Annotated in this window: 10 protein-coding genes, 2 tRNA genes and 3 rRNA genes; 5 read left to right on the top strand and 10 right to left on the bottom strand. The window is 45.0% G+C overall.

Going from position 1 to position 15,212, the window contains the following annotated elements; genetic code table 11:
* Nucleotides 1-54: 54 nt before the first annotated feature.
* A complete protein-coding gene (locus tag KKOR_RS05550; RefSeq protein ID WP_012801033.1) occupies nt 55-2,277 on the bottom strand; it encodes an NADP-dependent isocitrate dehydrogenase in 2,223 nt (740 codons plus the stop codon).
* 262 nt (nt 2,278-2,539) lie between these two features.
* On the opposite strand from KKOR_RS05550, the gene KKOR_RS05545 reads away from it, so the two are divergent.
* Genes KKOR_RS05545 through hflD form a run of 4 tightly spaced genes read left to right on the top strand, consistent with a single transcriptional unit; the run spans nt 2,540 to nt 5,427 of the window.
* Nucleotides 2,540-3,151: a pseudouridine synthase gene (locus KKOR_RS05545; protein ID WP_012801032.1), complete on the top strand. Its 612-nt coding sequence runs from the start codon at nt 2,540-2,542 to the stop codon at nt 3,149-3,151.
* Nucleotides 3,152-3,196: 45 nt separating this feature from the next.
* Nucleotides 3,197-3,700 carry an NUDIX hydrolase gene (locus KKOR_RS05540; protein WP_012801031.1) on the top strand — a complete coding sequence of 168 codons (504 nt, stop codon included), beginning with the start codon at nt 3,197-3,199 and terminating at the stop codon, nt 3,698-3,700.
* 7 nt (nt 3,701-3,707) lie between these two features.
* Nucleotides 3,708-4,811 (top strand): tRNA 2-thiouridine(34) synthase MnmA, encoded by a 1,104-nt coding sequence (gene mnmA, locus KKOR_RS05535; RefSeq protein ID WP_012801030.1) that lies wholly within the window; start codon nt 3,708-3,710, stop codon nt 4,809-4,811.
* Nucleotide 4,812: 1 nt separating this feature from the next.
* Entirely contained in the window at nt 4,813-5,427 is a 615-nt protein-coding gene (hflD, locus tag KKOR_RS05530) for a high frequency lysogenization protein HflD (RefSeq protein WP_012801029.1), read from the top strand.
* A 34-nt stretch (nt 5,428-5,461) separates the two neighbouring features.
* Here hflD and KKOR_RS05525 read toward each other — a convergent pair whose 3' ends face one another.
* The 9 genes from KKOR_RS05525 to pssA form a co-directional block, all read right to left on the bottom strand.
* Nucleotides 5,462-6,328 carry a PDZ domain-containing protein gene (locus KKOR_RS05525; protein WP_012801028.1) on the bottom strand — a complete coding sequence of 289 codons (867 nt, stop codon included), beginning with the start codon at nt 6,326-6,328 and terminating at the stop codon, nt 5,462-5,464.
* 10 nt (nt 6,329-6,338) lie between these two features.
* The gene (locus tag KKOR_RS05520; protein WP_012801027.1) at nt 6,339-6,875 is read right to left on the bottom strand and encodes a hypothetical protein; all 537 of its coding nucleotides are present in this window, start codon (nt 6,873-6,875) and stop codon (nt 6,339-6,341) included.
* Nucleotides 6,868-7,434 carry an RNA polymerase sigma factor gene (locus KKOR_RS05515; protein ID WP_012801026.1) on the bottom strand — a complete coding sequence of 189 codons (567 nt, stop codon included), beginning with the start codon at nt 7,432-7,434 and terminating at the stop codon, nt 6,868-6,870. Before KKOR_RS05515 ends, KKOR_RS05520 begins: the two co-directional genes overlap by 8 nt.
* Nucleotides 7,435-8,004: 570 nt before the next feature.
* Nucleotides 8,005-8,120: ribosomal RNA gene (rrf, locus tag KKOR_RS05510) — 5S ribosomal RNA — on the bottom strand.
* 142 nt (nt 8,121-8,262) lie between these two features.
* Nucleotides 8,263-11,156 (bottom strand): 23S ribosomal RNA (locus KKOR_RS05505).
* 225 nt (nt 11,157-11,381) lie between these two features.
* A tRNA-Ala gene (locus KKOR_RS05500) sits at nt 11,382-11,457 on the bottom strand.
* Between the two features lie 88 nt (nt 11,458-11,545).
* A tRNA-Ile gene (locus tag KKOR_RS05495) sits at nt 11,546-11,622 on the bottom strand.
* A gap of 105 nt (nt 11,623-11,727) precedes the next feature.
* A 16S ribosomal RNA gene (locus KKOR_RS05490) occupies nt 11,728-13,266 on the bottom strand.
* Together the 16S, 23S and 5S rRNA genes with 2 tRNA genes alongside form the textbook arrangement of a ribosomal RNA operon.
* 678 nt (nt 13,267-13,944) lie before the next feature.
* Nucleotides 13,945-14,745, bottom strand: a complete 801-nt coding sequence (gene pssA, locus KKOR_RS05485; RefSeq protein WP_012801025.1) for a CDP-diacylglycerol--serine O-phosphatidyltransferase — start codon at nt 14,743-14,745, stop codon at nt 13,945-13,947.
* 183 nt (nt 14,746-14,928) lie between these two features.
* On the opposite strand from pssA, the gene KKOR_RS05480 reads away from it, so the two are divergent.
* Entirely contained in the window at nt 14,929-15,210 is a 282-nt protein-coding gene (locus KKOR_RS05480; RefSeq protein WP_012801024.1) for a DUF3579 domain-containing protein, read from the top strand.
* Nucleotides 15,211-15,212 lie beyond the last annotated feature (2 nt).

Raw genomic sequence — 15,212 nt, 5'->3', positions numbered from 1 at the left:
GCACAAAAAAGGCGCCTGTTGGCGCCTTTTTTGTGTGTTGCTACACCTAAGAAATTAAATCAGTTCTAAAGCGGTGTTTAAAGTTGTGCTTGGACGCATTGCTTTAAAACCAAGGTTATCATCAGGCTTATAATAACCACCGATATCCATTGCTTGCCCCTGAACTGCATTAAGCTCATCTACGATTTTTGCCTCATTGCTGGTCAATGCCTCAGAAACTTTGGCAAAAAGCCCTTTTAGCTCAGCATCATCAGTTTGGCTAGCAAGCTCTTGAGCCCAGTACATTGCCAAATAGAAGTGGCTTCCGCGATTATCAAGCTCGTTAACTTTGCGTGATGGCGACTTACCGTTATCAAGGAACTTACCTGTTGCACGATCAAGAGTATCAGCTAAGACCTGAGCCTTCTTATTGTTGGTTGTCTGAGCCATATGCTCGAAAGAAACTGCCAATGCCAAGAATTCGCCTAATGAATCCCAACGTAAGTGGTTTTCTTCCATAAACTGCTGTACATGCTTAGGAGCAGAACCACCGGCACCAGTTTCAAACAGACCGCCACCATTCATCAATGGCACAATTGAAAGCATTTTCGCGCTGGTGCCTAGCTCAAGAATAGGGAACAAATCAGTTAAGTAGTCACGTAATACGTTACCAGTCACTGAAATAGTGTCTTTACCGTCTTTCATGCGTTGTAGCGTAAACTTGGTCGCATCAACTGGTGACATGATATGGATTTCAAGACCACTCGTATCATGATCTTTCAGATAAGTTTCTACTTTCTGAATCAATTGCGCGTCATGAGCACGATTTTTGTCTAACCAGAAGACTGCAGGCATGCCACTTAAGCGTGAGCGAGTTACCGCTAGTTTGACCCAATCACGGATTGGTGCGTCTTTAACCTGACACATGCGCCAGATATCACCTTCTTCCACGGCGTGTTCAAGAACCACATTACCGTCTTTATCAGTAACGCGAACATGACCATTGCCAGTCATTTCAAAAGTCTTATCGTGCGAGCCGTATTCTTCCGCTTTCTGCGCCATCAAGCCAACGTTTGGTACCGTACCCATAGTACGTGGGTCAAAAGCGCCATGTTCTCTACAGAAATCGATAGTGGCGCTGTAAACACCTGAATAGCTGCTGTCGGGAATAACTGCCTTAGTGTCTTTAGGCTGGCCATCAGGACCCCACATCATGCCAGAAGTACGAATCATTGCCGGCATGGAGGCGTCAATAATCACGTCGCTTGGAACATGCAGGTTAGTAATGCCTTTGTCTGAGTTGACCATCGCCAGCTCTGGATTCTTAGCATAAACCGCTTCAATATCTGCTTTAATTTCATCGCGTTTTTCTGCTGGTAGAGACTCTATGGCAGATAAGACATTACCAAAGCCATTATTAGGATTAGCACCAACCTGCGCCAATGCATCGGCATGCTTTTCAAATACGTCTTTGAAGAATACCTTTACACCATGACCAAAAATAATCGGGTCAGAAACCTTCATCATGGTCGCTTTCATATGCAAAGAGAAAAGAACATCCTGCTTCTTCGCGTCTTCAACTTGCTCTTCCAGAAACTTAACCAATGCATTCTTATTCAACACAGTCGCATCAATCACTTCACCTGCTAGCAAAGGAGTGGATTCCTTTAGAACTTGCTTGCTACCGTCATTACCAACGAATTCAATTTTTACGTCATTGTTACCATCAACAGTAATTGATTTTTCGTTGGAGAAGAAATCACCAGACTGCATGCTGGCAACGTGTGACTTAGAATCTTTGGACCATTCACCCATTGAGTGAGGGTTCTTTTTCGCGTAATTTTTAACCGCATTCGGTGCGCGACGGTCAGAGTTACCTTCGCGCAATACTGGGTTTACTGCACTACCCTTGATTTTGTCATAACGGTTACGGATATCTTTTTCTTCATCACTAGATGCATTATCGGGATAATCAGGAAGTGCGTAGCCCTTGTCCTGTAATTCTTTGATCGTAGCTTTCAACTGCGGAATCGAAGCACTGATATTCGGCAATTTAATAATGTTAGCTTCAGGCTTTTTAACTAATTCGCCTAATTCAGCTAAAGCATCAGGAATACGTTGTTCTTCTTTAAGATATTCAGGGAAACTGGCTATTACACGTCCTGCCAGGGAAATGTCACTGGTTTCTACTTCGATGCCAGCAGCTTTAGCAAACGCCTCAACAATTGGTAGCAAAGAATAGGTTGCTAGAGCTGGGGCCTCATCAGTTTTTGTATAAATAATCTTTGAACTTGTCATGATGCATCCTAATTTATGTGCCGCGAATCAAGAGCTAGCACGTGATGAATTAAAGTCCTGGGCGCTATTTCGCTGTGCACCCTAACTGTTGGTGGCGCAAATTATACGCGAAAATTTCATTGCCTGCATGTGGTGGCGATAAACTTAACCACACCAATACTGATATTGGTCAAGATAATGGGTACAATCGGTTGATATTCAAGCAAGGCTTGATTCAGCGGCCTCAATTCTGAACAAAATATAAACAGTAACAATACTATTTATGAGCAAACTGGTTCTATTCAACAAACCCTTCAATACCCTTTGCCAGTTTACTGGTGAAAATGGTGACAGTACCTTGGCTGACTACATTGATATCCCGGAGGTCTACCCCGCCGGTAGACTTGATAAAGACTCCGAGGGGCTATTGCTGCTGACAGATGATGGTCAACTGCAGAATCAAATTGCCAGCCCGAAGCACAAAATGGAAAAGACTTATTGGGTACAGGTTGAAGGTGTACCAGAAGATAATGAGCTTGAGCCACTCAGGCTAGGAGTAATCATTCAGAATTATAAAACTAAACCAGCGAAGGTGCGCTTACTTGAAACACCTGAGGTATGGCCTAGAAACCCACCAATACGCGAACGCAAGAATATCCCCACATCATGGCTAGAAATAACTATCAGCGAAGGCAAAAACCGCCAGGTTCGACGTATGACTGCCGCTGTTGGCTTCCCAACATTACGGCTTATACGTGCACAAATTGGTCAATGGCAGCTAGATGACTTAAAGGTTGGAGAATATAAAGTCATTGAGGTGTCGACTCCCAAAGCGATGGCAGGCCCAAGAAACAAAAGCACCCAATCAAAAAGGTTTAGCCAACGCCATAAATAAGCTAAAATACGCGCTCATTTCAATCCTGTAAATACATAGGCCTGCATGCTACCTGTTCATGTCACTGTCGCGGCAATTATCGAGCATAATGACCGCTTTCTTATGGTCGAAGAGAAAACGTCTAGGGGCGAAATCGTCTTTAATCAACCTGCAGGACACTTGGAATCCGATGAAAGCCTGGTAGACGCTATTATTCGAGAAGTTAAAGAAGAGACTGGGTTGATTTTCAAACCGAATGAGTTAGTCGGCACCTATACTTTGAACCCAGCTGCTAATAATCAATATTACCAACGGTTCTGTTTTACCGGTAACGTTCAGCAGCCGCTAAAGCTAGCGCCAGAAGATAGTGATATTATCGCAGCCCATTGGATGACTATTGATGAGATTTTGGCCGTTTTGCCACAGCACAGAACCGGCTTGATTGTGCAATGTCTTAAGGACTATCTCAAAGGCCAAAGATTCTCACTTGAATCGCTACTATGCACTCAGGATGAGCTTGCCTTACAGCGAGAAGGCATTAACTTTTTAAAACAGCTTCAAGCTAAGTAATTTTATAATGACTGATAAAGCACCTGAAAACACTCACGTTATCGTTGGCATGTCCGGCGGTGTCGACTCTTCTGTTTCCGCTTACCTACTAAAAAAACAAGGCTATCAGGTTGAAGGCCTGTTCATGAAAAACTGGGAAGAGGATGACACCGATGAGTATTGCTCCGCAGCAGAAGACCTAGCCGATGCGCAAGCAGTGTGCGATAAGCTTGGTATCAAGTTACGAACAGTCAACTTTGCAGCAGAATATTGGGATAGAGTCTTCGAATATTTCTTAGAAGAATATAAAGCTGGGCGCACTCCAAACCCTGACATCATGTGCAACAAAGAAATTAAATTTAAAGCCTTCCTTGATTACGCACAGTTACTAGGCGCTGATTATATTGCGACTGGGCATTATGTTCGTCGTGGTGAGGCTGACGGAAAGGCAACGCTATTAAGAGGTCTTGATCTCAATAAAGATCAGTCCTATTTCTTGTACGGTGTTAGCCATGAAAAAATAGCAAAGACGCTGTTCCCAGTAGGTTGTATTGAAAAACCGGAAGTCAGAAAAATTGCCGAAGAGCAAGGTCTGGTGACCGCCAAGAAAAAAGACAGCACCGGAATATGTTTCATTGGCGAGCGAAAATTCACTGACTTTTTACAACAATACCTGCCCGCCCAACCAGGTAACATAGAAACGCCTGAAGGTGAAGTTATTGGAAAGCATAATGGCCTGATGTATCACACTCTTGGTCAACGTAAAGGCTTAGGGATTGGTGGCAGACAGGACTCATCTGAGGAACCTTGGTTTACCTTGAATAAAGATCTTAAACGTAACGTGTTAATTGTCGGCCAAGGTCATGAACACCCTCTATTAATGAGTCACGGCTTAATTGCGGACAAATTAGATTGGATTGCAACAGAACCGCCTTCTGATGAGTTTAGATGTACAGCAAAAACTCGCTATCGCCAAGACGATGTACCATGTCAGGTTAAACGCTTGAATGACACCCAATGGCTGGTAGAATTCGATGACAAACAGCGAGCAGTTACGCCAGGACAATCAGTAGTCTTCTATCAGGGCGAAGTCTGCCTCGGTGGCGGCATAATTAAAGAAATAAGACGATAATATGAATCAACCGAATTACCCCAATATTGTTCTAGCTTTGGCTGGTATTTGCCAAGCTTTAGAGTGTGTCCGCGCTATTGCAAGAACCGGAGAAGCAGATCCAACCGACGTTGAGATTATGCTTGAAAGTGTTTTAAAAACGAATGCAAACAAAGCAGAAGATATTTATAAGAACCATAAATATTTACACACTGGATTCAAAGTGCTTAGCGAGCAGTTATCAGGCAACAAAGCGGATGCGGACTTTGGCCGTTATTTGGTAGGCGTGCTTAACTTAGCAAAACGATTTTTATCCGATAGCAAAATGCAAGAGGTGATGGCCTCCAGAGTTAAGCAAGCCAATCGACTCCATGAGTATCACGAAGGTATAAATCACGATCTCATTGAGCAATTAGCTAATATTTATAAGGACACGATTTCAACCTACTCGGCTAAGATTCAAGTAACCGGCAATGGCCGCTACCTTGAACAGTCTGCTAATCAAGCAAAGATCCGTGCTTTATTACTCGCTGCAATACGGAGCGCTGTCCTTTGGGATCAGGTTGGTGGTAAAAAACGACAGTTCATCTTTAGTAAAAATAAGATATTACAAACCGCAAATGCCTACTTGGCTTAGTAGGCATTTGCATTACTCTTGAAGATAAAGCCTACTAGGGCCTACATTTAGATTCTGAAACCTTCCATACAACTGGCTCCCAATATGTCTCATCTACAATAGTCAAACGCTTTTGGGGTTCGAATTGTGCTGCAATATGGTAGGTCTTATTCGGCTCAACAGTTAACTGCAAAGTTTTAGCCCTTTCTATACCCGGTTTCCGTCGGGACATCCTATTATCCGGAATATATTCATGTACCTTTAAAGTATGTAGTCCGGCGGGCAGCTTTATAGTATCTCTGAAATGAAATCCGCTTTCTCCATCAATTTCAAATACTTTAGCAGGGTATTGATACTTTGTTCCGGGCGGAGTAAAAAAGACCGAAAGGTACCCACACCCCGTTAGTTCAGATTCATTCTGGACTGAATCATTTGCAGAAACCTGTAAGCTCCAAGCAGGAGTCATATAACTTTGAGCGACGGTATTAAGTGTTACTACACCACTCCCTCTTTGAACTTGGGCTTCAATAGTACTACCTGGTTTCAATTTAAGGCCATCAGATATATTGGTGATAATCTCCCCATCAACACTCAATCGTTCTATAACATCACCCGACTTAAGACCTAAAGCCTCGGCATTTGAGCGGGGCGAAACAGAAAGGACTGCACTTGCTTCTGGATCAATCACTACACCAAAATTTATAAAACTATAAGCAGGTTGAGATAAAACAAATGATAAAGAGCTTGAATCTGTATTTTCTTTCTTCTCTAGACGGTTAATTTCTGCAAGGGTACTGCTAATTTCTCGCTTTAGATTTTCAGCAAGAATTTGTGCTTCTGCGCTTCTTAACTCTTGAGTTTTGCCTAACACACCCACAGGACCTATCAAAAAGGCAAATAACAAAATAGCTTTGATCACCATAAGTGGACTCCTATATATGGGTTGCATGAGCGTTACCTCCATTTTTCATCAGTGCATTTAATTGAGACAATGTTTGGTTTTTCTGATGCCAGAGTTGCAACTTATCATGCAGGTTATCTCGATTATGATAGGCTTCAGCAAGTTTGCTATTAATTAGCAATAGCTCCTTTTCTAATTGAAATTTTTCAACATAAACAAACTCACTAAGAGGCTCGTGCTTTAACTGCTCAAATGCCGCTTCAAGCTTCTTGGATTCATTGATGGCCAATAGCAACATTTTTGTTGGTTGTGAAAATTCATCATTAGACAACTGCTCCTGAAACAAAGACTGCCAAGAAACAATGGCCAGTAAAAAGCTCGCCGCCATAGCATAAAACCAAACGTAACCTGATTTACTTATGCTGGGGCCAGTTTTGGAATAGCGTTTATCAAAAGCGTCCATAACAGCGGATTCAGCAGCTTGGTCAACTTTTTCAGGAATAGTTAGCTCTTTAGCTTCCTGCCAGCTACTGAACAATTGGTGCTCTATCAATGATTGTTTACTCATAAGAATTAACCTCTTTACCACTGTAGCGTTCCAACCGAGCAAGTTGGGATAGTTTCTTTAAAGAACGGCTATAAATTTGCTTAGAGTTGCTTTCGCTAATGCCCATTTCTGAAGCAATCTCTTGGTGTGTATACTCTTCAATCGAAAATAAAATCAGTACCGCTCTCTCTCTTACCGATAATGCTTGTAAAAGCGTGTCTAAATCGTAATCAGCGAAAGATTGATGTTGCGCTGAGAAGGTATCATTTACAAAATGGTCATCTTCAAAACCAACAACCTCACGCCCATTGCCTCTAATATGATCGATTACACAGTTGTAAGTTACTCGCTTTAGCCAAGAGCCAAGCTTTGAAGGATCTTTAACGTCGCTTAAACGAGTCATTAATTTTAAGAATACCTGCTGTAATATGTCTAATGCCGCATCTGGATTTTGCAACATCCTGTAAGCCAAGCTGTATACCGGCTGCTTATAGATGTTATAAATTTGACCATAAGCAGTTCTGTCACCAGCCAGAGCTTGTTTTATAAGTTTTTTTGAACAAGGTGTTGCAAAAGACACAAAGAATAAACCCTTAATCAGATTAATACCTAAGACGATTAAGTATCAATAAAAGTGACAACTCTTTGTTTAGTATAGCAGTGAATAAACAAGCACTAGTAATTAGATAGTAACGAAAATGGCCTCATTGAGGCCCTGTATCAGTTTTAAATGGCGCTTGGCCAGAGCCACATAAAAGTAGCGCCTACAATAAGCCCATATAATAATCCATCTATCAAATATTTAACCGTCACAGTCCACGGTTGACCAAACTAGATGGGGCTTTTCAGTATAAGCGCTCACGTGCCCCTTAGGGTATGGCGATAATCGACAGGGATGTCGTGAATGCCAACGACCTTTGGAAGTGCCCTTGGTGAAACGTCTGGAGCGGTTTTTGGTGATACCTAAAGGTATTTCCTCCAGCCTTGCATATCAAGGCTGTCAGTCACCTACTCTACTTTACCCCAAGCAAGTTTGTCCCACGACCGAAGGAAGTCCCTTTAGGGGTGGAGCCCAGGTAATATAACATTAGCTTTTCGATGGGGTAATAAAAAAGCCCCAGCATTGCTGCTGGGGCTTTTCAGTATAAGCGCTTGGCGATGACCTACTCTCACATGGGGAAGCCCCACACTACCATCGGCGATGAGTCGTTTCACTTCTGAGTTCGGGATGGGATCAGGTGGTTCCAACTCTCTATTGTCGCCAAGCATAAAAAATTGAGTATCTATGCTCGGACAAGTCTTTCAATTCGGTAGAAGCCGTATGCAATCTGTATGCAGTATTCACCACGTCGGGTGTTAATAATTATGTCTAAGTTATTGCCTACATAACAAACCACTTGGGTGTTATATAGTCAAGCCTCTCGAGCAATTAGTATCAGTTAGCTTAACGTCTCACAACGCTTCCACACCTGACCTATCAACGTCGTAGTCTACAACGGCTCTTCAGGAGACTTAAAGTCTCAGGGAGATCTCATCTTGAGGGGGGCTTCCCGCTTAGATGCTTTCAGCGGTTATCCTGTCCGAACATAGCTACCCGGCAATGCCACTGGCGTGACAACCGGAACACCAGAGGTTCGTCCACTCCGGTCCTCTCGTACTAGGAGCAGCTCCTCTCAAATCTCCAACGCCCACGGCAGATAGGGACCGAACTGTCTCACGACGTTCTGAACCCAGCTCGCGTACCTCTTTAAATGGCGAACAGCCATACCCTTGGGACCGGCTACAGCCCCAGGATGAGATGAGCCGACATCGAGGTGCCAAACACTACCGTCGATATGAACTCTTGGGTAGTATCAGCCTGTTATCCCCGGAGTACCTTTTATCCGTTGAGCGATGGCCCTTCCATACAGAACCACCGGATCACTATGACCTACTTTCGTACCTGCTCGACGTGTCAGTCTCGCAGTTAAGCTGGCTTGTGCCATTACACTAACCTCATGATTTCCGACCATGATTAGCCAACCTTCGTGCTCCTCCGTTACTCTTTGGGAGGAGACCGCCCCAGTCAAACTACCCACCACACACTGTCCTCGATCCGGATAACGGACCTGAGTTAGAACTCAAAACATACCAGGCTGGTATTTCAAGGTCGACTCCACACACACTGGCGTGCATGCTTCAAAGTCTCCCAGCTATCCTACACAAGCAGGTTCTAAGTCCAGTGTGAAGCTGTAGTAAAGGTTCACGGGGTCTTTCCGTCTAGCCGCGGGTACACAGCATCTTCACTGCGATTTCAATTTCACTGAGTCTCGGGTGGAGACAGTGTGGCCGTCGTTACGCCATTCGTGCAGGTCGGAACTTACCCGACAAGGAATTTCGCTACCTTAGGACCGTTATAGTTACGGCCGCCGTTTACCGGGGCTTCGATCAAGAGCTTCTTCCGAAGAATAACCCCATCAATTAACCTTCCGGCACCGGGCAGGCGTCACACCCTATACGTCCACTTTCGTGTTTGCAGAGTGCTGTGTTTTTGATAAACAGTCGCAGCCACCTGGTATCTTCGACCGGTCTCAGCTCAAGGAGCAAGTCCTATCACCAAAACCGGCGCACCTTCTCCCGAAGTTACGGTGCCATTTTGCCTAGTTCCTTCACCCGAGTTCTCTCAAGCGCCTTAGTATTCTCTACCTGACCACCAGTGTTGGTTTGGGGTACGATCGGTGTATATCTGAAGTTTAGAAGATTTTCCTGGAAGCCTGGCATCAACCACTTCAGTCCCGTGGGACCTCGTCATCAGCTCTCGGCCTTAAAGCAACCCGGATTTACCTAAGTCACAAGCCTACCACCTTAAACGCGGACAACCGTCGCCGCGCTGGCCTAGCCTTCTCCGTCTCTCCATCACAATATACACCGGTACAGGAATATTAACCTGTTTCCCATCGACTACGCATCTCTGCCTCGCCTTAGGGGTCGACTCACCCTGCTCCGATTAACGTCGAACAGGAACCCTTGGTCTTCCGGCGTGCGGGTTTTTCACCCGCATTAACGTTACTCATGTCAGCATTCGCACTTCTGATACCTCCAGCAACCTTCTCAAGTCACCTTCAACGGCTTACAGAACGCTCCTCTACCAATATACTAAAAGTATATTCCGCAGCTTCGGTGTATCGCTTAGCCCCGTTACATCTTCCGCGCAGGCCGACTCGACTAGTGAGCTATTACGCTTTCTTTAAAGGGTGGCTGCTTCTAAGCCAACCTCCTAGCTGTCTAAGCCTTCCCACATCGTTTCCCACTTAGCGATAACTTTGGGACCTTAGCTGGCGGTCTGGGTTGTTTCCCTTTCCACGACGGACGTTAGCACCCGCCGTGTGTCTCCCACGCTGTACTCCTAGGTATTCGGAGTTTGCATCGGGTTGGTAAGTCGGGATGACCCCCTAGCCGAAACAGTGCTCTACCCCCTAGGGTAATACGTGAGGCTCTACCTAAATAGATTTCGAGGAGAACCAGCTATCTCCCGGTTTGATTAGCCTTTCACTCCGATCCACAGTTCATCCCCTCATTTTGCAACATAAGTGGGTTCGGTCCTCCAGTTGGTGTTACCCAACCTTCAACCTGACCATGGATAGATCACCGGGTTTCGGGTCTACCTCCAGCAACTGAGCGCCCTATTAAGACTCGGTTTCCCTACGGCTCCCCTATTCGGTTAACCTCGCTACTGAAGAGTAAGTCGCTGACCCATTATACAAAAGGTACGCAGTCACACGACTAAATCGTGCTTCCACTGCTTGTAAGCATGCGGTTTCAGGGTCTATTTCACTCCCCTCACTGGGGTTCTTTTCGCCTTTCCCTCACGGTACTGGTTCACTATCGGTCGACAGAGAGTATTTAGCCTTGGAGGATGGTCCCCCCATGTTCAGTCAAGATAACACGTGTCCCGACCTACTCGTTTTCACTTCCAATTCGCTTTCGTGTACGGGGCTATCACCCTGTATCGCCAGACTTTCCAGACTGTTCCACTAACTCATTAGAAGCTTAAGGGCTAATCCGCGTTCGCTCGCCGCTACTGACGGAATCTCGGTTGATTTCTGTTCCTACGGGTACTTAGATGTTTCAGTTCCCCGCGTTCGCCTCAATAACCTATGTATTCAGTTATTGATAACCAGCTTATACTGGCTGGGTTTCCCCATTCGGAAATCCTCGGATATAACGTTTGTTGTCAACTCCCCGAGGCTTATCGCAGACTACCACGTCCTTCATCGCCTTCTGTCGCCTAGGCATCCACCGCATGCTCTTAGTCACTTGACTATATAACCCCAAATAGTTTGAGATCACATAATGCAAACAACCTAGTTATTACTTCGATATCTATCCGACTTATGATAAATATCGCTAACATGATGAATACAAATTTTACTTACAAATTTTTTTACTAGCTTCTACCAAATTGTTAAAGAACTTGTTCTGGTCATAAATACCCAGATGAATAAGTCTTCCTATTCATCTTGATACTTCAGAACCCTTGATCGGAAATGGTGGAGCTAAGCGGGATCGAACCGCTGACCTCCTGCGTGCAAGGCAGGCGCTCTCCCAGCTGAGCTATAGCCCCATTTGATATCGGTCAATCTTGTGTTTTAGGTCAATACCTTAAACGCAAAATGCAAACGCCATCGTCACCATTAAGCAACAACGTAATTTGGTAGGTCTGGGCAGACTTGAACTGCCGACCTCACCCTTATCAGGGGTGCGCTCTAACCAGCTGAGCTACAGACCTATTATCTGTCTTGTTACAGACACTATATGGCCTGCACAACCGATCAAGTTCAGTGGATAAGACAATTTGTGTGAACACTTATGAGATTTACGTAATCTTAGTCTGTAAGGAGGTGATCCAGCCGCAGGTTCCCCTACGGCTACCTTGTTACGACTTCACCCCAGTCATTGACCACACCGTGGTAACCGCCCAATGTTAAGCTAGCTACTTCTGGTGCAAACAACTCCCATGGTGTGACGGGCGGTGTGTACAAGGCCCGGGAACGTATTCACCGTGGCATTCTGATCCACGATTACTAGCGATTCCGACTTCATGTTCTCGAGTTGCAGAGAACAATCCGGACTACGAACAGCTTTATGAGATTAGCTCCCCCTCGCGGGTTGGCAACCCTCTGTACTGCCCATTGTAGCACGTGTGTAGCCCAGGTCGTAAGGGCCATGATGACTTGACGTCGTCCCCACCTTCCTCCGGTTTGTCACCGGCAGTCTCCTTAGAGTTCTCAACTTAATGTTAGCAACTAAGGACAAGGGTTGCGCTCGTTACGGGACTTAACCCAACATCTCACGACACGAGCTGACGACAGCCATGCAGCACCTGTCTCAGAGTTCCCGAAGGCACCAATCCATCTCTGGAAAGTTCTCTGGATGTCAAGACCTGGTAAGGTTCTTCGCGTTGCATCGAATTAAACCACATGCTCCACCGCTTGTGCGGGCCCCCGTCAATTCATTTGAGTTTTAACCTTGCGGCCGTACTCCCCAGGCGGTCTATTTATCGCGTTAGCTGCGCCACTAAGTATTTTAATATACCCAACAGCTAATAGACATCGTTTACGGCGTGGACTACCAGGGTATCTAATCCTGTTCGCTACCCACGCTTTCGCACCTCAGCGTCAGTATCAGACCAGGGGGTCGCCTTCGCCACTGATGTTCCTCCAGATATCTACGCATTTCACCGCTACACCTGGAATTCCACCCCCCTCTTCTGTACTCTAGACGACCAGTCTCAAATGCAGTTCCCAGGTTGAGCCCGGGGCTTTCACATCTGACTTAATCATCCGCCTACGCGCGCTTTACGCCCAGTAATTCCGATTAACGCTTGCACCCTCCGTATTACCGCGGCTGCTGGCACGGAGTTAGCCGGTGCTTCTTCTATAGGTAACGTCAATCTCAATGGGTATTAACCATCAAGCCTTCCTCCCTATTGAAAGTGCTTTACAACCCGAAGGCCTTCTTCACACACGCGGTATTGCTGGATCAGGCTTGCGCCCATTGTCCAATATTCCCCACTGCTGCCTCCCGTAGGAGTCTGGGCCGTGTCTCAGTCCCAGTGTGGCTGATCATCCTCTCAGACCAGCTACAGATCGTCGCCTTGGTAGGCCATTACCCCACCAACAAGCTAATCTGACGCAGGCTCATCGAATAGTGAGAGCTTTCAAGAAGAGGCCCTCTTTACACCGAAGTGCACATGCGGTATTAATCCGGATTTCTCCGGGCTATCCCCCGCTACTCGGTAGATTCCTACGTGTTACTCACCCGTCCGCCACTCGTCATCAAAAAAGCAAGCTTTTTCATGTTACCGTTCGACTTGCATGTGTTAAGCATACCGCCAGCGTTCAATCTGAGCCATGATCAAACTCTTCAGTTTAAGTTTTCTTGAAGGCCGAAACCTTCGGTATATCTTGACTCGACGAATCACCAACTTTGAATTACATCTTTGTCCTATAAATAGAACGAATTGTCTTTCAGGGTGTTGGTCACTCAATCGATAAATGGATTACATCATCGACATAAGTGCCCACACAAATTGTCTTATCTATCTGTTAAAGAACGTCTTGACGAAGAACCAGCTCCGCTCAAGTGGGCGCACATTATATATCGCCCCAACCTCCTGTCAACATCTTTTGATAATCTTTTTTAACTTTCTGTTAAACAAACAATTATCAACCATTTCGCTCCTTCGAAATGCCTCCGAGTTTCCTCAGAGCCGGCGCGCATTATAGTGCGCCTCAACTTCCTGTCAACACCTTTTCAAAAACATTTTTTTATCGCTTTTGAAACCGCCCTTCCTGGACTTGCCTTCCGCGACTTATGCCTCGAAAGTGGTGCGCATTATAAGCACCATTTCGCACTTCGCAAGCTCTTTTTGAAGGTTTTCAAAAGATTTTTGCGAGCTGGTCATTATAACGCCAAAACGGGTAAAATTTAAACAGGAATCTACTTATTTAGATTAATATTGCTAATAGATAGGATAAAACTGTATTAGCTTTTACATTTGCTGCAATTAAGCCACTAGTGGAAGTGGCTTAATTGTAAGTAGCTATTGTCATTTTTCCTTATCTTCGCTTTCAACATGTTCTTCTGATGGCTGAGCTTCTTGTGATTTTCGTAGTATTCTTTCTTCCTTTATATCTTTGATACGCCATAAAGTCATAACTGGGCCTGATAATGCATAGATGGCGAAGCCACTAAATAAAACCAATGGGGGTTCGGAAGCAATTAAAACGAACACAAGGACAATAATCAAAACCCCAATAAATGGGATCTTGCCTTTCCAGTCTACTTCTTTAAAGCTTGAGTATCGGAAATTACTCACCATCAACAAGCCAGCAACCATTGTCATTACGGCAATGTAAATGCCCCAAGGCTTTGAGTCCCACTGATACTCTGCACCAAGCCAGACCAAACCAGCAATAATCGCGGCTGCCGATGGGCTAGCTAAACCTTGAAAATATCGCTTATCAGCAGTCCCCACCTGAGTATTAAAGCGGGCCAGGCGTAAAGCCGCACCAACAACATAGACAAAAGCAGCTAACCAACCGATCTTCCCAGTATCGTACAAAGCCCAATTGTAAATAACGAGGGCTGGGGCTATACCAAAAGAAATCATGTCCGCCATTGAGTCATACTCAGCACCAAAGTCACTTTGGGTGTTTGTCATACGAGCAATTCGACCATCCAGACCATCCATGATCATAGCTATAAAGATGGCGATTGCAGCACTTACAAAGGCACCTTGCATTGATGCCACAACGGCATAAAAACCCGCAAACAGGCCTGCCGTCGTCAATAAATTAGGGAGAAGGTAAATTCCGCGTTTTTGTGCTACTTGCTTATTGGCTTTCATTAAAATTGTTACCTGATGAATCTAAATCATTGATGTAATTACATTAACACACTCAAGAACAGCTGGAGAAGTGTTTTATAGAGTGTTACTTTATAGCTTCAAACCCATTGTACGCATATGGGTATATTGACAGCGACGAGGATTCTGTCAATATACGCGCAACTTATCAAGTAAAAGCCAAACATGAGCGAAACGCAAACCAGCAAGCGCTTTATTATTAAAGGCAAAACAGATACTGGTGAAACCTTCAGACCCAGTGACTGGGCAGAGCGCATGTGCGGAAACTTATGTACTTTCCGCAACCGAAGAATGGTTTACTCTCCCCTCTTAAGGCCCGCCGTCATAGAGGGTGTAAAGTGTGTCATAATTTCAAACCAGTTATCATTAGAACACCCCAATCTATTCAAACAGTTGCTAGATTTTGCCAAAACGAATAAATTAGAGCTTATTGAAGAAGGTGCTTGAGT

The sequence above is a fragment of the Kangiella koreensis DSM 16069 genome (genome assembly GCF_000024085.1).
Classification (GTDB): Bacteria; Pseudomonadota; Gammaproteobacteria; order Enterobacterales; family Kangiellaceae; genus Kangiella; species Kangiella koreensis.
This window is presented reverse-complemented; position numbering and strand designations above follow the sequence as displayed.